This window comes from Niastella populi (genome assembly GCF_002078015.1).
GTDB lineage: Bacteria > Bacteroidota > Bacteroidia > Chitinophagales > Chitinophagaceae > Niastella > Niastella populi.
This window is the reverse complement of sequence record NZ_LWBP01000210.1, coordinates 364,699-382,711: the sequence shown is the minus strand read 5'-3', so window position 1 is coordinate 382,711 and position 18,013 is coordinate 364,699. Positions and strand designations below refer to the sequence as shown.

At 44.2% G+C, this 18,013-nt stretch carries 17 protein-coding genes and 1 tRNA gene; 9 read left to right on the top strand and 9 right to left on the bottom strand.

The genetic code is table 11. The annotated features are described in order from the left end of the window. The 5 genes from A4R26_RS26975 to A4R26_RS26950 form a co-directional block, all read right to left on the bottom strand. Positions 1–815, bottom strand: an 815-nt coding sequence (locus tag A4R26_RS26975; RefSeq protein ID WP_081169628.1) for a site-specific integrase, incomplete at its 3' end; no start/stop codon positions are given. Positions 816–1,076: 261 nt separating this feature from the next. After that, positions 1,077–1,167: transfer RNA gene (locus tag A4R26_RS26970), tRNA-Ser, on the bottom strand. Positions 1,168–1,322: 155 nt separating this feature from the next. Continuing rightward, positions 1,323–2,054: a hypothetical protein gene (locus A4R26_RS26960; protein ID WP_081169626.1), complete on the bottom strand. Its 732-nt coding sequence runs from the start codon at positions 2,052–2,054 to the stop codon at positions 1,323–1,325. 104 nt (positions 2,055–2,158) lie between these two features. Further along, on the bottom strand, positions 2,159–3,592 hold the full coding sequence (dnaA, locus tag A4R26_RS26955) for a chromosomal replication initiator protein DnaA (RefSeq protein ID WP_081169625.1): 1,434 nt from the start codon (positions 3,590–3,592) through the stop codon (positions 2,159–2,161). Between the two features lie 277 nt (positions 3,593–3,869). Next, positions 3,870–4,157, bottom strand: coding sequence for a hypothetical protein (locus tag A4R26_RS26950; RefSeq protein WP_081169624.1), 288 nt, complete (start codon positions 4,155–4,157; stop codon positions 3,870–3,872). A 488-nt stretch (positions 4,158–4,645) separates the two neighbouring features. Here A4R26_RS26950 and A4R26_RS26945 point away from each other — a divergent pair, with 488 nt between their 5' ends. Beyond that, positions 4,646–6,238, top strand: a complete 1,593-nt coding sequence (locus A4R26_RS26945) for an NAD(P)/FAD-dependent oxidoreductase (protein ID WP_081169623.1) — start codon at positions 4,646–4,648, stop codon at positions 6,236–6,238. Positions 6,239–6,713: 475 nt separating this feature from the next. Here A4R26_RS26945 and A4R26_RS26940 read toward each other — a convergent pair whose 3' ends face one another. Further along, the gene (locus A4R26_RS26940) at positions 6,714–7,703 is read right to left on the bottom strand and encodes a zinc dependent phospholipase C family protein (protein ID WP_081169622.1); all 990 of its coding nucleotides are present in this window, start codon (positions 7,701–7,703) and stop codon (positions 6,714–6,716) included. Between the two features lie 140 nt (positions 7,704–7,843). Between A4R26_RS26940 and A4R26_RS26935 the strand changes: the two genes are divergently transcribed. The 4 genes from A4R26_RS26935 (at position 7,844) to A4R26_RS26920 (ending at position 11,849) form a co-directional block, all read left to right on the top strand. After that, entirely contained in the window at positions 7,844–8,779 is a 936-nt protein-coding gene (locus A4R26_RS26935; protein WP_081169621.1) for an ABC transporter ATP-binding protein, read from the top strand. Positions 8,780–8,898: 119 nt separating this feature from the next. Further along, a complete protein-coding gene (locus tag A4R26_RS26930; RefSeq protein WP_081169620.1) occupies positions 8,899–10,197 on the top strand; it encodes an ABC transporter permease in 1,299 nt (432 codons plus the stop codon). 51 nt (positions 10,198–10,248) lie between these two features. Continuing rightward, entirely contained in the window at positions 10,249–10,782 is a 534-nt protein-coding gene (gene thpR / locus A4R26_RS26925; protein ID WP_081169619.1) for an RNA 2',3'-cyclic phosphodiesterase, read from the top strand. Between the two features lie 164 nt (positions 10,783–10,946). Beyond that, entirely contained in the window at positions 10,947–11,849 is a 903-nt protein-coding gene (locus A4R26_RS26920; RefSeq protein ID WP_081169618.1) for a hypothetical protein, read from the top strand. A gap of 289 nt (positions 11,850–12,138) precedes the next feature. Here A4R26_RS26920 and A4R26_RS26915 read toward each other — a convergent pair whose 3' ends face one another. Both A4R26_RS26915 and A4R26_RS26910 read right to left on the bottom strand, forming a co-directional pair. Beyond that, positions 12,139–12,552: a carboxypeptidase-like regulatory domain-containing protein gene (locus tag A4R26_RS26915; protein WP_081169617.1), complete on the bottom strand. Its 414-nt coding sequence runs from the start codon at positions 12,550–12,552 to the stop codon at positions 12,139–12,141. 184 nt (positions 12,553–12,736) lie between these two features. Further along, positions 12,737–13,735, bottom strand: coding sequence for a sugar phosphate nucleotidyltransferase (locus tag A4R26_RS26910; RefSeq protein WP_081169616.1), 999 nt, complete (start codon positions 13,733–13,735; stop codon positions 12,737–12,739). A gap of 179 nt (positions 13,736–13,914) precedes the next feature. Between A4R26_RS26910 and A4R26_RS35180 the strand changes: the two genes are divergently transcribed. The 3 genes from A4R26_RS35180 to A4R26_RS26900 all read left to right on the top strand — a co-directional run bounded on the left by A4R26_RS35180 (position 13,915) and on the right by A4R26_RS26900 (position 15,955). Beyond that, positions 13,915–14,166 carry a hypothetical protein gene (locus tag A4R26_RS35180; RefSeq protein ID WP_165760413.1) on the top strand — a complete coding sequence of 84 codons (252 nt, stop codon included), beginning with the start codon at positions 13,915–13,917 and terminating at the stop codon, positions 14,164–14,166. Next, complete coding sequence (glyA, locus tag A4R26_RS26905) at positions 14,100–15,380, top strand: serine hydroxymethyltransferase (protein ID WP_081169615.1); 1,281 nt, start codon at positions 14,100–14,102, stop codon at positions 15,378–15,380. The genes A4R26_RS35180 and glyA overlap by 67 nt, the downstream gene beginning before the upstream one ends. A gap of 149 nt (positions 15,381–15,529) precedes the next feature. Further along, complete coding sequence (locus A4R26_RS26900) at positions 15,530–15,955, top strand: DUF4293 family protein (RefSeq protein ID WP_133054792.1); 426 nt, start codon at positions 15,530–15,532, stop codon at positions 15,953–15,955. A 73-nt stretch (positions 15,956–16,028) separates the two neighbouring features. Here the strand turns inward: A4R26_RS26900 and A4R26_RS26895 are convergent, their stop codons facing one another. Then, the gene (locus A4R26_RS26895) at positions 16,029–16,520 is read right to left on the bottom strand and encodes a hypothetical protein (protein ID WP_081169613.1); all 492 of its coding nucleotides are present in this window, start codon (positions 16,518–16,520) and stop codon (positions 16,029–16,031) included. Positions 16,521–17,023: 503 nt separating this feature from the next. Here A4R26_RS26895 and A4R26_RS26890 point away from each other — a divergent pair. Then, positions 17,024–17,923 carry a T9SS type A sorting domain-containing protein gene (locus A4R26_RS26890; protein ID WP_165760422.1) on the top strand — a complete coding sequence of 300 codons (900 nt, stop codon included), beginning with the start codon at positions 17,024–17,026 and terminating at the stop codon, positions 17,921–17,923. Positions 17,924–18,013 lie beyond the last annotated feature (90 nt).

The following is an 18,013-nucleotide window of genomic DNA, read 5'->3' as shown; positions in this document are numbered from 1 at the left end:
ATCTCGGAGCGCTTTAGTTTCTTTACATCAGCATAAGCCAGACCGGTATAACAACTGAACAGGAAGATATCGCGAACTACCCTCAGCCGGTCAGTTGGGAATTGTTGGACTATCAGGGTTTGCAGTTCGGTTTCAGTAAGCGCTATGCGTTCCACCTCCCGTAAGGTCATTTTGAAATTGACGAACGGGTCTTTAGGTAGCCAGCCGTTCCGTACACAGCGGTTGATCACCTTACGGAAGTTGGTAAGGTACTTTATGGTGGAGTTGTGGTTACACTTCCGCACGCTCTTAATCCAGAACTCATATTCGCTTATAAACTCATAATCCAGCTTATTGATATCAATATCGTCTACCTTGTACTTCCATTGCAAAAAGGTATGGGTATGCCGGTAAGCGGTTTGAAATCGCTCCAGGGTACCGGGCGCATATTCCAGACCTACCAACGCTGCCATCTGATCATTGTGCTTTTTAAACACTTCCATCAGCATGTACTTATGTTTCTGGATCTCCTTTCCCAAAAAAACGGTTTTGACATTCTCGGCAGTTACCGGATGGCCATGATGTAACAATTGCTGCCGGGCCTCGTAAACTTTCCGTTGCAACAGGTCCAGGTAAGAATTGAGCGACTTTACCGCTTCCATCTTTCCATCGGCCCTTCCGGCATCGCCATTCCATTTGGCCGGATCACACTTTCGCTTGGTGCTGATATCACAGCCAACCCCATCGACCGTAATGTGGAGGTAGATAAAATGCTCAACAGCTTTGCTGCTTTTTGATCTCTTGATGAAGAAAAACAAACCGAAACTCTTTTCCATAATGACGCTTCATTTAATGGTTTAAAATTACCCCGCCGGGGCAGTTAAAAATTGAGTTCAGTTCTTATAAAGTGTTAATAAACAGCGCCGTGTGTAAAGTTAATTGCGCATTTATAAAACTAGGTATGACGCAATGAATGACGCCTGAAAACGTACCCATAAAGTGCAGTAAAAACAGGTATGCCTAAAAAGCAAAAATCCTGCAAATCGTTGATTTTGCAGGATTTATACCTTAAGTTTATCTCATTTAACTGAGCCGAGCGGAGAGGGAGGGATTCGAACCCTCGGTACAAGTTTAAGCTCGTACAACGGTTTAGCAAACCGGCCCTTTCGGCCACTCAGGCACCTCTCCTTTTTCTATCGGGACGGCAAAATTAAGTGGAAATTCTGAAATAACAACCAATAAAATGGTGAAAATCTTAAGATTGTTTCTCTTTCCGCCCCAAATGGTGCGGTCCGCTTTTCTCAACTTCCGCCGGCCCCCCTCCCGGAACCTTACTATTTGCATCAATAGGTAATCTTTCTTGTAAACTCCATTTTGACGGTCAGCCCATCCGGGTAAAAACGATACACATCCCGCTTTACCCAGTTGCCTTCTTTATCATACTCATATTCATACTTATACTGGATATAATTTATATCCCTGGTCACCATGCGCTCCTCTACCGGGTTCCCATGGTTGTCATTGGTATAATACACATGGTAGTTCTCCATTTTCCCAAGCTTCGCGTACTTGTGAATCAGAAAACCTTCAGCACTGAAATCATCGATCGTATACTCCGATGTATCGGCCGGGTTTTCTTTTACTTTACGCACCTGTCTTTTAACTGTATCTACTTCAAAAAAGTAGTGATACTCCGCCGGCTCGGTCGACAACAGATAACTGTAATACTCCTTGAAATAAGGCGTTTTAAGATACCGCATACGCGATCTTTTACCGATCGCAACGCTTGAGTCGGGACGAAGATCGGCTCCCAGATAAACCGTATCGCCCAGGTAAGTAACCTTCCGCGATGCCCAGTCAAAAACGGCGGTATTTTCGGTTGATGTACGATCGGTAATTGTGGTTGTAACGATCTCTTTGGGTTTACCATAAATATGTTCGCCAGATTGTAAAAGACAGGTAGGCGGCGCCGGTGGCGGCGGCTGGTCTTTTTTGGGCGGGGCCGGCTTACACGCGGCAAGTTGCAGGAGAGAAAGTAATAATACTAACCACAGGTAACCGGATCGATTCTGCATACAGGGTTGAGATTTTGAGAAGGTGATTTATTAAGCCTGAGGCCAATAAAAAATCCCGCCCCGGTTTAACCGGAACAGGATGAATATTTTGAAAGCAATCACCGCTACATAGCGGCCAGCTGCACTTTCTGTTGCAACTCCATAACACTTTCGCGGAACGTGCTATCGGTATCCATCAGATCCTTCACCGTTTGGCAGGAGTGGATAACGGTAGTGTGGTCGCGGCCACCGAAATGTTCGCCGATGGTCTTTAATGAGTTTTTGGTAAATGCTTTGGCCAGGTACATAGTGATCTGGCGGGCCTGCACGATTTCTCGTTTGCGGGTTTTCTGTAGCAGTTTGTCGTACGGCACATCGAAATATTCACATACCATTTTCTGGATGGTTTCGATGGTGATTTCCTTGCTGCTAGTTTTCACGAAATTACGGAGGACTCTTTTTGCCAAGTCTAGGTCTATTTCCCGCTTGTTAAGCGAAGATTGTGCCAATAATGAAATCAGCGCCCCTTCTAGCTCCCGTACATTACTGTTGATGTTATAAGCCAGGTACTTAACTACTTCTTTTGGCATTTCAAGGCCATCATTTTTCATCTTTTTCTCCAGGATCTCGATACGGGTCTCATAATCGGGAACCTGCAGATCGGCACTTAACCCCCAACGGAAACGGCTTAACAGCCTTTCCTGCACGCCCTCCAGGTCTTTAGGCGGCTTGTCAGACGTCAATATCAACTGCTTGCCACTTTGATGCAAATGGTTGAAGATGGCAAAGAAAGCATCCTGCGACTTCTCAGCCCTGTTGAAGAACTGTACATCGTCGATGATCAGTACATCTATCAACTGATAGAAATGTATAAAATCGTTGATCGCATTATTACGGCTATGGTCCTGGAACTGGTTAATGAACTTTTCAGAGCTTACATACAACACCACTTTGTTTGGATGCAGTCTTTTTGTTTCATTACCTATACCCTGTGCAAGGTGGGTTTTACCCAAACCTACACCACCATATATAACCAGTGGGTTAAACGAACTGGCGCCCGGTTTCTCCGCAACGGTTTTACCCGCCCTGCGCGCAACACGATTGCTATCGCCTTCAACGAAGTTCTCAAATGTATAAATGGGATTGAGCTGCGGATCGATCTGCATTTTTTTCAAACCCGGAATTACAAAGGGATTCTTGACCGGATTATTTATAATGAGCGGAAAATCCATCTCATTACTTGAAAATGTTTTGTACCCGTGTGTAGGAACGTCCATAGTTAGCGGTTTGTTATTATGATTACCACTATCAACCATTATCCGATATTCCAATCTGGCTTCCTTCCCAAGTACCCTTCTTAAAGTTTTTGCCAACAGATTAACATAATGCTCTTCCAGGTATTCATAAAAGAATTGACTCGGAACCTGAATGATAAGTATATTGTCTCTCAACTCCACCGGTTTGATAGGTTCAAACCAGGTTTTGAAATGTTGCCACTCAACAATATCCTTTATTATTTCCAAACAATTACTCCAAACTTTTTCGGACGTCTTAGCCATTATACTAGAAGCAGTTTTTTTATGTTGAGTTAAGTTCGTATTCATTATTATTAGCGCACAACTGTCAACTTCACAGGAATGTTGGGGAATCTCAAAATTTAAAAAGGGCGACGAATATCAAATTTTTTCTCTTAAAAAAAAATTTTTTATTCACTAGTTTCTGACAATTATCCACTCCGCCTGACTTATTATTTTATTTTATTTCTTACTGTCAAAATAATTCCCATCAATAACTTTCCAATGCAATTATTATGCGCAGATTTAGTTACTGTTCTTTTTACTTTTCCAACCTGTGCGCATAGCCATTTACACGTAATGAATCGCAAAAAGCAGCATAGTTCATGTTCAGTAACTGACCACCTTTACTACGTACTTTTGCGTCACTACTTGCATAAGCAGCGCTAAGTATTTTATTATTATATGCCCGGGAAAATTTGTTGAGCGGGCCTGCCGACGACCGTGAAGCACCTGGTTTACATTGAACGGATTTTATCGTGTTGGTTTTGCAGGAAATGCTAATGAAGAAAGACGACAACGCAGTAGTATCAAATAATGCTTTCTTCATATTATTTATTGGATGCTCTTGAAGGTACAAATTATTTGAAATGCAGAAAATATAAAACCAGTTTTTTTTATTTATTGATCAAAATAAAAATCCATCTCACAACATTGCATTAACTGAAAAAAAGTTATAGATTATTTTTTTGCAGCATTAGCCTCAAATACGCATTAAATGGTTAACACTTGTAAGCATAACTACTGAAGCGCCAAGGTATTCAGGTATTTTTTATAAAACAATAACACATACAGGTATAATTCCTACTTTCTTTCTATAGTACCCATTTACCAATGAATTTTTATCACCGATAACGAAAAGCCTGGTAAAATAACATCCCTTTTATCATTACAAACAGCTAAATAACTATACTGCTTTAGCTACCGTATATTTTTGATCAGGTCTTTCTTCAACCTTTTACTCGTGGAACACTTTTGTGAATCGTAACTCGTTACCTTTGTACCGTTAAATATTTTTTAGGTTAACTACCTAACTTTATGCAACAACGAATTACATTAAAATTGCTTCCGTCCGAAGCTGCCGCCGACTCCATCATACAACAGTATGCTGCTCAAACATTAGGACTAAAATCTTCCGCCATTACCGGTTTCCAGATCGTTAAAAGATCTATTGACGCCCGGGGCAGACAACCCTGGATAATGCTTACCATTCTGGTATTCGTCAATGAACCGTTTCATGAAAGAACAGTTAAAAAATTGTTATTGCAGGAGATATCGAACGCGCCTCACCGGGTTATTGTCGTTGGCGCCGGCCCGGCCGGCTTGTTTGCTGCATTAAAACTGATAGAGCAGGGTATTAAACCCATATTGCTTGAAAGAGGAAAAGACGTTCGCTCGCGCCGACGTGATCTGGCAGTCCTTAATAAACAGGGTATTGTCAATAGTGAAAGCAATTATTGTTATGGCGAAGGCGGCGCCGGTACCTATAGCGATGGTAAATTGTATACGCGCAGCACCAAACGCGGTGATGTTGAACGCATACTGAATATACTGGTACAATTTGGCGCGCATGAAAAGATCCTGTATGAAGCACACCCACATATAGGCACAAACAAATTGCCCGACATCATTACCGCTATAAGAGAACAGATCATCGCCTGTGGCGGCGACTTCCTCTTTGAACAAAAAGTTACCGATCTTATAATACAAAATGACACCATAAAGGGCGTAAAAACGGCCAGTGGAAATACATTCGATGCCAATGCAGTGATCATTGCTACCGGCCATTCTGCCCGGGATATTTTTGAACTATTACACAATAAAAATATCCTGATAGAAGCAAAACCTTTCGCCCTTGGTGTTCGTGTAGAACATCCACAAAGCATTATCGACAGCATACAATATCATTGCTCCACGGAACGGAATGCGTTTCTTCCGCCAGCTTCGTATAGTCTTGTACAACAGGTAAATGAACGTGGCGTATTTTCGTTCTGTATGTGCCCGGGTGGCATCATAGCGCCGGCGTGCACCAGTGAAGGTGAGCTTGTTGTCAATGGCTGGTCGCCCAGCAAACGCAATAATCCCTTTGCCAATTCAGGCATCGTTACCGCTGTTGAGATTAAAGATTTTATCAATTTCAAAAACAAACAATCCCGCAAACAGGAGCATTCTCCTTTATCAGGGATGTATTTTCAACAAGCCGTTGAAAAGAAAGCCTTTCAATACGGCGGCGGTAAATTTGTGGCTCCGGCTCAGCGGATGGCCGACTTTACACAAAAGAAATTGTCTACCTCTTTACCAGACTGCTCTTATTTACCCGGCATTGCGCCTGCCGCGCTCAATGAAGTATTACCACCATTTGTTTATGCATCACTGCAACAGGCGTTTATTGAATTTGGCAAGAAAATGAGAGGCTATTTTACCAATGAAGCGGTACTGGTTGCTACCGAATCGAGAACATCATCACCTGTGCGTATTCCGCGCGATAACGACACCACACAACATCCCCAGGTAAAAATGCTTTTTCCCTGTGGGGAAGGCGCCGGTTATGCCGGTGGTATCGTTAGCGCAGCTATGGATGGGGAAAGAGTTGCAGAGAATATAGCTCAACTTATAACCACTGATCATTAGTGAGGTGAATGGTCAAGGGTGAATCGTGAAGGGTCAATGGTCAATAATACATCTATCATCGCTAATGCCCGGCTTCGTTTCACTACGCCACAGCTCCCTGCTTCCGCAGTGCTGCAACCGCCTGCATACTACTATTGCTTTTGAGCTTTTGCCTGCGACCTGCATTGTATTCCATTATCATAACTTGTCCCGGCTATAGTCGGGATTATCAAATTATCACATTATCAAATTAGCATATTATCACATTGCCCTTGCGGTATTTTGCTTTTTGCTTATTTGTTTTTCCAATACGGGGTCCCGCGCCCTTCCGCATAATATAGTGTGATATTTACATTTGTATCTGGGGAATTATTCCCGCTTTGGGGAAACCTATTTTCCCGATTACCAGTTGCCGGTTATCCGTTGAATGGCGAACCTCCTTATCAAATCAGCTAATTATGTATTTGTATTTTGTATTCATTAGCATATTAGCTAATTAATCACTCCCCTCCTTCGACAATAACATCTTCTTCTCAATTAGTTTGTTTTTCTTATACGCTTCCATTTCCGCCTGCAGCTCATCCCTTTCTTTCTTCTTATTATTCGTCAATAAGCCCTTGTTCAGGTTCGGACAACCGGCATCGACCCACGCCGTATACCAGAAGTCGGCAACCATATTCACAGAACGGATCAATTGTTTATTGATGGTTTTCCCCAACCTTGCACTGTATGCTTTTGCAAATGCCGATGTATAACTTTTATACTCCCGGCCATTACGTGTCTGCACACGGTACTTCTCCGTTTCGGTAAACGATCGCGTAACCGCTTTTTCTTCACCAAACACCTGTGGTAATAGTTTATACGATTGCCTGATCGCCCGCCAGATGGCTCTTTCAGGGTGTTTGAGGTATTTCGCCTTATGCCGGCCGCGCAGATCGTACTGCGCGATCTCTATTTCGGGGATCATCGACTCCCATAAACCATGCAGTCCTTTTTGATTGGTAAGTTGTCCATCATAATTCTCGGTCACATGCAGGGGTACGTGGGCGTCACTTATATAATGCCCGAGGTCGGTTGCATAAAAAATAATGCTGTCGCGGTTGCCGCTGCGAAAAGCCGCTGTGAGCTTTTCTTTCATGGCCACCACATGATAGGGAACATAACCACATTTGAACAAACTGTCTTTACCATATTTCTTCACGGCATCTTTATAAAGCAGGGGCATTTTCCAGGCAGCGGAATCGCCGTACAATTCAAGATCGATAAAATGTTTTGGCGCTTCTTCTTTGTCCTGGTTCCTGCGCTGATCGGGACGAACTGAGCTTTTTACGAGCTCGTTCATATTATTATGGAAAAAATACCGCATCGATGGCGGCAATTCGTATATAGCCAGCTGATGGATGGTACGGTGGCCCAGGAAGCCCCAACTGCTGAAAAGTATACCTGCCATTATTAATATACCAGTCGTTACTATCAGTTTTTTCATGCGCCTTTATAATGAAATTGCATAAATATAGTGCGGGCTTGTAATAAACAGGATTTTTTTGTTACTAATTAACTGTTTCATTACCTTTTGCCAGCGCATGCGCTCAGCACCCATTGGTTTCAACTTAAACCATTCCTTCAATGAACAGACTGGAAGTTAAACATCTCAAAAAATATTATACCTCGCAAAAAGCGGTGGATGATATCAGCTTTACTTTAGCCCCGGGCAGCATCTTTGGTTTGCTGGGCCCTAACGGCGCCGGTAAAACCACTCTTATCAGAATGATAACAGGGATCTTGTTCCCCGATGAAGGAGAGATCATTTTTGACGGGCAACCTTTCAACCCCGATAAAGACGTTGCTTATATAGGTTATATGCCCGAGGAGAAAGGATTGTACAAAAAGATGAAGATCGGCGATCAGGCCATTTACCTGGCGCAACTGAAAGGACTAAGCAAGAGCGAAGCCCTGGAACGGGTGAAGCACTGGTTCATAAAATTTGAAATGCAAAGCTGGTGGAACAAAAAGGTGGAAGACCTGAGTAAAGGCATGCAACAAAAATTGCAGTTCGTTACCACCGTTTTGAACGATCCCAAACTCATCATCCTCGATGAACCGTTCAGCGGTCTCGACCCCGTGAACTCCAACCTGATAAAAGATGAAATCAACAACCTGGCGAAGCAGGGCAGCAGTATTATTTTCAGTACCCACCGCATGGAACAGGTTGAAGAAATCTGCGATCATATCATTCTTGTAAATAAAGGACAGAAGATCCTCGATGGTTCGGTGACCGCCGTTAAACATCAGTTCAAAGAGAATATTTTTTCCATAGGGCTCGAACATAACCCGGAAAATATCAGTACACCGGCATTTGAGGTCATCAATAGCAAAGGGCATCAGTTGATACTGAAGATAAACGAAGGGTATAAACCGAACGATGTACTGCTGTATTTTCTGCAGCAACAGGCAGCCATCAACTCCTTTCACGAAATACTTCCTTCGCTGAGCGATATATTCATTAAACTGGTTGAGGGCACGCCGCTCACCCGGCAATTTCAAACAACGCAAAACGCTTAAGACTTAACGCCGAAGGCTAAAGGCAAAATCCCGAATCCGGGCTTTTCGAAATTATTCAGGCAGAACGTATTCCGGGAATTGGCGTTCTGCATTTATAAACCGCTTAATACGATACTGCAATGAACAAAATATTACTCGTTATACAACGTGAATACCTGGTGAGAGTAAAGAAAAAATCATTTTTATTTACTACGATCGGCGTACCTATTATCATTATAGCATTTTATGCCATTATGATCGCCATCGGCGCCAGCGGCGGGCATGAAAAGCACCGGATAGCCGTTATCGATGAAGCCAGACTGCTTTCAAACGGCATGGAAAAAGCGAAAAGCGACGCATCGGAATATGTATTTATCGATAACCAACCGGCCGATTCGCTAAAAGTGAATTATAAGAAACTGGGCTACGATTATTTCCTTTACATTCCACCGGTCGATATCTCCCAGGAAAAAGTGAGCAACATTCAACTGTACAGTAATTCGCCGGTAGCGGTTAGCCAGAAAGGAAGAATTGAAAAAGCCATCAACAATGCCATCGAGCTGAGGCGTTTGCAATCGGCCAATTTAAGCCGCGAGCAATACAGCGCCATTAGATCGGATGTGTCTATCGACAATATAACCGGCAAGGAACAAAAGAAAGGGGTAGCTATGGTTGCCACTATTGTATCCTTTGCCTGCGGCCTGCTCATTTATATGATCATGCTTATTTACGGCACCATGGTTATGCGCGGGGTTATGGAAGAAAAAATAAGCCGGATTGCCGAGGTGATGGTTAGTTCGGTTAAGCCTTTTCAACTGATGATGGGAAAGATCATTGGCATTGGTGCGGTTGGACTAACGCAATTTGCCATCTGGATCATTCTGATTGCGCTTATTGGTCTCATTCTGCCCTTCCCGTCGATTGACCCGTCGGCCATTGCGCAAGCCGGGCAGGCAGGAATGGAAGAGAACGTGAGCAAGTTCGATACGGTTTTACTGGGACTGAAAACCCTGCCCTGGGGTATGATCCTGTTCTGTTTTATATTTTATTTTATCGGCGGCTACCTTTTGTACGCTTCCATGTTTGCCGCTATCGGCAGTGTGGTTAGCGAAGATCAGAACGAAGCGCAGTCGATGATCTTCCCCGTGATGATGCCTATAGTGCTGGGTTTTGTGATCATGACAAAGGCTATTTCGGAACCCGGCAGCCCGCTCGTGGTTTTCGGCAGCATTTTTCCGCTTACATCGCCTGTGGTAATGGTGGGGCGCATTATGTATGATGTTCCCATTAGCCAGCTGATCTTCTCCATGGTATCATTGGTACTTTCGATATTGTTCTTTGCCTGGCTAACCGCGAAGATCTACCGTACCGGCATTTTGTTATATGGTAAGAAGGTTACGTGGAAGGAAATGATGCGTTGGGCGATTAGAAAATCGTGAATCGTGAATGGCCTCGCGAAACGTGAAACGGCAATACAACCCATATAAATAATGTTGTACTTCATAGCCATAGTAGCACCTGAAGCCATCAACAACCAGGTACTGGAATGGAAACAGTATATGCTGCAGACCTTTCATTGCAGGGTGGCGTTGAAATCACCGGCGCATATAACGCTTATTCCGCCATTTCAGCTACCCGGCACCAAGCACCATGAATTGGAGGAAGTATTGCCGGAGTTTGCTGCCAGACAGCCACGCTTTCCTATACAGTTAAAGAACTTTGCCGCCTTTAAACCGCGGGTAATATATGTACATGTTCAACCCAATACCCATTTAAGCGGTTTACAGGCCCGCCTGGAAGCTTACCTCATTCAAACAGACTTTCCCATTAAAAAAGAAGACCGCCCTTATCATCCGCACGTTACCATTGCCAACCGCGATCTGCAGGCAGCCGATTTCCCCATCGCCTGGCAACACTTTCAGCAGCGCCCCTATGAAGCATCTTTTGTGGCCCATGCAATTTCCCTGCTCCGGCATAACGGTCAAACCTGGGAAGTGGCCAATTCCTTCCCGCTTGGCAACTAACCGTTAAAAAACATTTCATTAAAAAAGATGTACGCTCCATGCAACATTTTACGAAATGTATCGTACTTTTATACGAAGAGCATCGTAAAGGCAGCATGCAGAACGCTAAACGCGGTACGCAAAATGCCTTATGCGGAAATAGTTAATTTTAAAACACAACAACCATGAAATTGCATAAACCTTTTATCTGGGGTTCCCTGTCGATCCTTGCCCTCACCGCTGTAATAACGTTTGAATCCTTCACCGGCGGCCCCGGTCCCAAACCGGCCACTGCTGCCCACTACCAGGACACCGTTCCACAAAAAAGAAACAAGGTTACCCGCGAAGACGCCAGTGACCGCGACCTCGATAAAGAACTGCGATCGCTCGATAAAGCCAGTGAACAACTCGAACGCTTGAAAGAAAAAGACTGGGAAGAAGTTCAACGTAAGATAGAAGAATCGGTAAGCAAAATCGATGTGGAGAAGATACAGCAACAGGTGAATGAAGCGATCAAAAATATCGATTTTGAAAAGATAAACCGGCAGATCCAGGAATCGTTACGGAAAATAGACTTCGATAAAATTCAGCAGTCTATCGACCAGTCGCTCGAAGAGGTAAAGAAAATAGATAAAGAAGAGATAAAACGGGAAATTGAAAAGGCCAGGCTGCAGGTAAAGGAAGCCATGGAAAAAGAAGAGTGGAAAGAGAACATGAAAGAAGCGCAGCGAATAAGTAAGGAAGAAGTGAAGAAAGCGCTGGAGAATACAAAGAAGGAACTGGCGCGGGTAAAAGAAGAAATGAAGCAGCAAAAACTCGACATGAAGAAAGAGCTGGACAAAGCGAGGGGTGAAGTTGACAAAGCAAAAGAAGAAGTAAAAGGTTACCAGGATGTGATCTACGATATGGAAAAAGAAGGCCTTTTAAACACCAAAGAAGATTATACGATTGAATTTAAAGACGGTGACCTGTTCGTTAACGGGAAAAAGCAACCGCAGGAGGTAGCCGGCAAATACAAAAAGAACTTTCGCAAAAAGAATATAGCCATAAAAAAACAGGATGGGGAGGTGAAGATCGACCATCAATAAATGTTGGATACACAAATTAGACTAGTGATTTTCTCATCTCGCGGGGCTGTTCTCAGTCCCGCTTTTATTGTTGCCGACCGAAGCGTCGGCATGTTCAATGTAGCATGTTGAAGGGAGGGAAATGAGAAATGAAAAACTGAATACAGAAAAAGAGAAGAAGTATTCGCTTATAGCTTATGGCTTGCAGCTTGCAGCTGTATTTCCTTGCAGCTGTATTTCCTTGCAGCTATAAAATAAAAAAGACCAACTCTTCAGCCGGTCTCTTATCATTCTTTTATACTTAAGTAAATCACCCTTCCATCATTCGCAGGAACGGATGAAAAACATCGTTCTCTTCTTCGAGCTTTATGTTGGTGATATCAAAATTCACTTTGAGAGAAACGCCTTCCCTGATCACGATCCCTTCGCGGCGGGTGGTTTTATACCCTTTTTTCTCCAACACAATGATCACTTCGCCCACAGGCATTTGAGGAATTTTGAAATTGCCTGATGCATCGGTGGTGAACTCTTTCTTTTCCTGGCCTTTGGTGGTGGAAATTGAAATCGTTACGCCCTGTACAGGCTTTTTGGTAGAAGCATCCGCTACGCATCCCTGAATCGCAGGCTCTGTCGACTTACGGTTACCGTTATCGCCATTAGCTTTGGTTAACAGAGAAAGAGGCAATAGCGCTGCAAGCAACAGGTAACTTTTTTTACCTCTCATAAAAATTAGTGTTTAAAAGGTGGGCAAACCCAAACATCAGCTGCCACAGTTTTCATACGGGACCAATCATAAAGACACAATGCACATTCAGAATGTTGCATTCTCTGCCTGAAGGTACTCAAATTCTAAAGAATTTACCCAGTTAAGTCGCGGTTTAGCACTATTTGGCAACGAAAATATTTACTCACGATTCGCCCAGATCGATCTCGGTATTGTCGCCGATATTCAGGCTCCGGCTCTCCCCTTTTACTTCGGTATCGCTTCCTATGAGGGAATTTGTCAATACAATATCGTAGAGGTCTGCAAATGAACCAATAATAGAATCCTTTATTATTGAATAACTGATGGTGGTCTTTTCGCCGATGGTAACGTTGGGGCCTACTATGGAGTTTTTGATATCGCAGCCTTCGGCCACACTAACGGGAGGTATGATGATGGTATTCTCAAAATTGTGATCGGGAGAAATAACGCCGCCAAATTTTTTCAGCAGGGTGGCGTTCGACTCTAGCAGGGTATCTTTTTTTCCGCAATCGAACCAGTTCTGCACTTTGAATGGCCGGAACCGGGCGCCATGCTGGATCATACATTCCAGGGCGTCGGTGATACTGAACTCGCCCCGGCTCATTACCTGGTTGCGGATATTGCTTTCAAGGCAGTTGAACAGGAAAGATGTTTCCTTGATACGGTAAATGCCTACGAGCGCCATGTTCGATTTGGGGATCTGGGGTTTCTCTACCACGCGGGTGATGTACCCGTCTTCTCCCATTTCCACCACCCCGAAATCGCGGGGATCGTCGACCCGCTTTACGGCAAGTGCCGAACAGGGCATATCGAGCAGTTCCTTTACATCGTACTCGCAAATGGTGTCGCCGAGCACAATGAATACTTCGTCATCACCCACTATGTCTTTGGTAAGTTGTATGGCATGGCCAATACCGTGGCGTTCGCTCTGGGTAACGAACCAGGCTTTCAGTTCGGGATATTTCTCTTTTACGTAGTCCTGTATTTTATCGCCGAGGTAACCAACAATGAAAATGAATTCATCGATACCTGCATCGCGTAACTGGTCAACAATGATACTAAGGATAGTTTTGCCGGCCAGGGGTATAAGTGCCTTTGGTTGCGTATACGTATGCGGTCGCAGTTTTGTGCCTGCTCCAGCTACGGGAATGATTGCTTTCATTTGAAAAATATTTGTTTTTCATCCCGACAAGTCGGGACCGCCTTCAGGGGAAACACCCAGGCTATGTATCGTCGCTACTTTCTTTTTTCAAGACCCGCTAAGCACTGGTTGTTACTTGAAAAACAAGTGGTTTGTTTTTTTCAAAGCCGTGAAAATAGTAAAAAATATTTTACCAGCGTTTGTTAGTTGGAAAAGGCAATAAGGCAACGGGGCATCGCGGCAGCGGGGAACATGCCTTATTTGCCGCTTTGCCGGGCTGGCTGATGCCCTTCCTGCCTTTTTACCACGTTGCCTTTTTGCCTCGTTGCTTAGTTGCCTTGCCTTTTGGCCTTGTTGCCTTGCCTTCTTGCCTTATCTTTGCGCCATGCAAAAAGACACGCTTGTTTTTGACCTTCTTAAAAAAGAACTTGAACGTCAAAGAAATGGAATAGAACTTATTGCTTCCGAAAACTTTACTTCCTTCCAGGTGATGCAGGCCATGGGCTCTGTACCTACCAACAAATATGCGGAAGGTTACCCCGGCAAACGCTATTACGGTGGTTGTGAAGTGGTGGATGAAATTGAAACACTGGCCATCGAGCGCCTGAAAAAAGTATTTAACGCAAGCTGGGCCAACGTACAGCCGCATGCCGGCGCCCAGGCCAACGTTGCGGTATTTTTAGCCTGTCTGAAACCCGGCGACAAGATCCTGGGGCTCGACCTGAGCATGGGTGGCCACCTTACCCACGGCAGCCCCGCCAACTTCAGCGGTAAGAACTACCAGGCATTGCATTACGGGGTGAGTAAAGACACCGGTCTGGTTGATTACGACCAGATGGAAGCCATTGCCAAAAAGGAAAAACCTAAAATGATCATTTGCGGTGCTTCTGCCTACAGCCGCGACTGGGATTACAAACGCATTCGCACTATTGCCGATCAAATTGGCGCCCTGGTGATGGCCGATATCGCCCACCCCGCCGGTTTAATTGCCAAAGGCCTGCTGAACGATCCGTTCGATCATTGCCACATAGTTACTTCCACTACACATAAAACCCTGCGCGGTCCCCGCGGCGGTATCATCATGATGCGTCATGATTTCGATAACCCGCTGGGCATTAAAGACCCCAAGGGCAACATCCGCTCTATGAGCGCACTGCTCGACCTGGCCGTTTTCCCCGGTATGCAGGGCGGACCGCTGGAGCATGTGATCGCTGCCAAAGCTGTTGCGTTTGGTGAGATCCTGACCGATGAGTTCAAAACGTACGGCCAGCAGATCATCAAAAACGCCCAGGCCATGGCGGCCTCTTTTGTAAAACGCGGTTATAACCTTATCAGCAACGGTACCGACAACCACCTGATGCTGATCGACCTGCGTAACAAGAACCTCACCGGTAAAAAAGCACAGGAAACACTCGACAAAGCACATATCACGCTCAATAAGAACGCGGTTCCTTTCGACGACAAGAGCCCGTTCGTTACCAGCGGTATCAGGGTTGGCGTTCCTGCCATCACCACCAGGGGCATGAATGAAGGCCATATGGAAACCGTGGTAAGCATGATCGATAAAGTATTGATGGATACTGATAATGAAGCTACCATCACCGCTGTTAAGCAGGATGTGCATGCGTTCATGAAACAGTTCCCGCTGTATCCTGAATTAGGATAGGTCAATGGTGAATGGTCAATGGTGAATAAACCCGGTAATGCAGCTCCCGGAATAATAGCGAGGCCAAAAGATCAGGAATCGCAATTCACCATTGGCCATTGACCATTCACGATTTCCCCATTCACCTTTCACCATTCACCATCACCATTATGATCCAACGTCTACAATCTGTTTGGTTACTGCTGGCTGCCGCAGCCGCTTTCTGCAGTTTGAAATTTTCGTTCTACAGCGGCAATATGATCGCGGAAAATCAACAAAAGACCTTTGCTTCTTTAACCGCGCAAAGCAATTTGATGCTGCTGATCTTAACTGCAGGTGTAGGCATTACCTCCATTATTGCCATCTTCTTATACAAGGACAGAAAAATGCAGTTGCGGCTCGTACTCGCGGCCCTGTTAGTATCGATCATCAACCTGGTACTGTTCTTTGTTGAAACAAGAAAGTTTGTACCGAACGAAGGCGCATTCGACCTCACAGCCATCTTCGCCATTTTTGTTCCGGTGTTCCTGTTCTTTGCGATCAGGGGTATACGCAGAGATGAGAAGCTGGTGAAGAGCCTGGACAGGTTGAGGTAGTTGTTCAGTTATTCAGTTGTTCAGTTTGTTAGTTTTCAAAACTTATGAACTCAATAACTACGAACTGAATAACTTATTTTCCCAGTTCCAGCTCATACGCTGTAAACTTCTTCCCGTTCTTTAACCGGGTGGTGATCACTTTTACCGTAATGTTGAGTTTGCCATTGCTGTAAACGGTGTGCTGGGCTTCTTTAAAATCGTATTTGGCTGTGGAATGGAAATTATTGGCCAGCAGCCAGGAGGCCATTTGCCCGTATTCATCTCTATTATAAGTGCGGTAGGTTATCAGCCTGCTTTGCATATTCCTTACCCGGGCATCCATCAGCACCAGGGCGCGTACCACCTCTCTCCCATCCACGTCTTTATCGAACCATGAATATTCATACAATGAGCTGGTTGAATCTACATCTTTCTTCATCAGCAGATAACCATTCTTCTTCAACGTAGTATCTACCTGCGTGGGGCTCCAGTCGAGCATGTCGATCAGCCGGGGAACAGTAACCGATTGCGAAAAGGCGCCAACGGAGATGATTATCAACAATAAAGAAATTAATATTTTTCTCATTTATATGGCTATAGTTTTTGCAAAGTAAGGGAGCCAAATGCTTTGGTAGTGTTAAAAAGTAAGATAAGCGGAAGGTGATCTTCGGTTAAACAAAATCGTAGAATCCCAACGCACTCACTATCACAATTTAATCCGCCAAAATGATTTTGAATTTTGAATTTTATTATTACCTTCGACTTCATATCCACCCCCTAAGGAATAATTAATAAGGATCAATTTTCACACGAACCATCTATTGGTTTTTCCCCCTGACGTAGTAGCCATATTCCAATATCTGTTAGAATTTCCTACCTGTTGCATTTCCCTGTTTAAAACATTTTTTGTTAATCCATATCCTTTTAAATCCCACCGGTTTAAGTCTTTCTGATTATCCCGAACAGTTCCACTCCTGTCTAAAGCCCGGGCAATCTTACATCGTGTAAGGTGCTAACCGTAACCCGCATGTTTTTTCAAACAGCGGTAATGACATCGTATTTTATTTCTGAACCTAATAAATGTATGTAATGAAAAAGTTTTACCTCTTGATCATGGTTTTAGCGGGTTATGTAACAACAATGGCACAACCCGATCCGGATTGTCCGCTGGCTGTTGGACAATATTTTAATATGCCCGCCTCTCCTACCTTTTGCAAATTATTTCTTGGCAATTTGCCTGCCGGTGATCCATCAACTGTTGGTACCATATCGCTGATCGGCGGTAACGGTTTACCTATCCCGGATATAAATGGCAATACCGCTCAGCCGCTTCCGTCTACATCTACTTCAGCTACCATTGAATACGCATGTCAGGGTATCGTTCGCGTAGAAATAAACTTTTACTCAGGTGGTGTGCTTAAAGAGTGTACTTTAGTTCCTATTGCCGGTGGTCCGCTGCCCGTTAAATTATCAGCTTTCAACGGCCGCCTGAATACCGAAACAGAAGCTACCCTCGCCTGGACCTCTTCAATGGAAGAAAACAGCTACCAGTACGAAGTGCAAAGAAGCGCTGATGGCAGAAGCTTTACTACTGTAGGTAAAGTAACGGCAAAAGGTATGTCTTTTGACGCTGTTAAATATACTTTTAACGATCCGCTTCCTGGCGCAGGCGCATATTACTATCGTCTTAACATGGTTGACCTCGATGGCAAATCAGAGCTTTCTAAAGTTGTTTATGTAAACAGCAAAAAAGGTTCTAGCATCGTTACCAAAATATTCCCCAATCCTTTCGCCAGCGAAATTCAACTGATCGGCGCTACTTCTGCCGACCTGAATACTCCTGGCAAAGTTAAAGTCTTCAACATGTCTGGTCAACAGATAAATTTCCGGATCGTAGGCGCCAATGCCATCGCGCTCGATGAAAAAGCAGCCAAAGGCCTGTACTTCATCAAGGTTGGCGAAAGCATTCATAAAGCGCTTAAGAAATAGTGTTGAAGTTTTGGATATTGGAAGCCGTTATAGACAAAATACAGTTTACAAATGATTTATGTTACCATTGAGTAGCATTATTCCATGAAA

Bases quoted from the DNA above. Each gene is read 5' to 3' on its own strand.
- A4R26_RS26960 (WP_081169626.1), bottom strand. From the start codon at position 2,054: ATGCAGAATCGATCCGGTTACCTGTGGTTAGTATTATTACTTTCTCTC.
- dnaA (WP_081169625.1), bottom strand. From the start codon at position 3,592: ATGGCTAAGACGTCCGAAAAAGTTTGGAGTAATTGTTTGGAAATAATA.
- A4R26_RS26950 (WP_081169624.1), bottom strand. From the start codon at position 4,157: ATGAAGAAAGCATTATTTGATACTACTGCGTTGTCGTCTTTCTTCATT.
- A4R26_RS26945 (WP_081169623.1), top strand. From the start codon at position 4,646: ATGCAACAACGAATTACATTAAAATTGCTTCCGTCCGAAGCTGCCGCC.
- A4R26_RS26940 (WP_081169622.1), bottom strand. From the start codon at position 7,703: ATGAAAAAACTGATAGTAACGACTGGTATATTAATAATGGCAGGTATA.
- A4R26_RS26935 (WP_081169621.1), top strand. From the start codon at position 7,844: ATGAACAGACTGGAAGTTAAACATCTCAAAAAATATTATACCTCGCAA.
- A4R26_RS26930 (WP_081169620.1), top strand. From the start codon at position 8,899: ATGAACAAAATATTACTCGTTATACAACGTGAATACCTGGTGAGAGTA.
- thpR (WP_081169619.1), top strand. From the start codon at position 10,249: ATGTTGTACTTCATAGCCATAGTAGCACCTGAAGCCATCAACAACCAG.
- A4R26_RS26920 (WP_081169618.1), top strand. From the start codon at position 10,947: ATGAAATTGCATAAACCTTTTATCTGGGGTTCCCTGTCGATCCTTGCC.
- A4R26_RS26915 (WP_081169617.1), bottom strand. From the start codon at position 12,552: ATGAGAGGTAAAAAAAGTTACCTGTTGCTTGCAGCGCTATTGCCTCTT.
- A4R26_RS26910 (WP_081169616.1), bottom strand. From the start codon at position 13,735: ATGAAAGCAATCATTCCCGTAGCTGGAGCAGGCACAAAACTGCGACCG.
- glyA (WP_081169615.1), top strand. From the start codon at position 14,100: ATGCAAAAAGACACGCTTGTTTTTGACCTTCTTAAAAAAGAACTTGAA.
- A4R26_RS26900 (WP_133054792.1), top strand. From the start codon at position 15,530: ATGATCCAACGTCTACAATCTGTTTGGTTACTGCTGGCTGCCGCAGCC.
- A4R26_RS26895 (WP_081169613.1), bottom strand. From the start codon at position 16,520: ATGAGAAAAATATTAATTTCTTTATTGTTGATAATCATCTCCGTTGGC.
- A4R26_RS26890 (WP_165760422.1), top strand. From the start codon at position 17,024: ATGAAAAAGTTTTACCTCTTGATCATGGTTTTAGCGGGTTATGTAACA.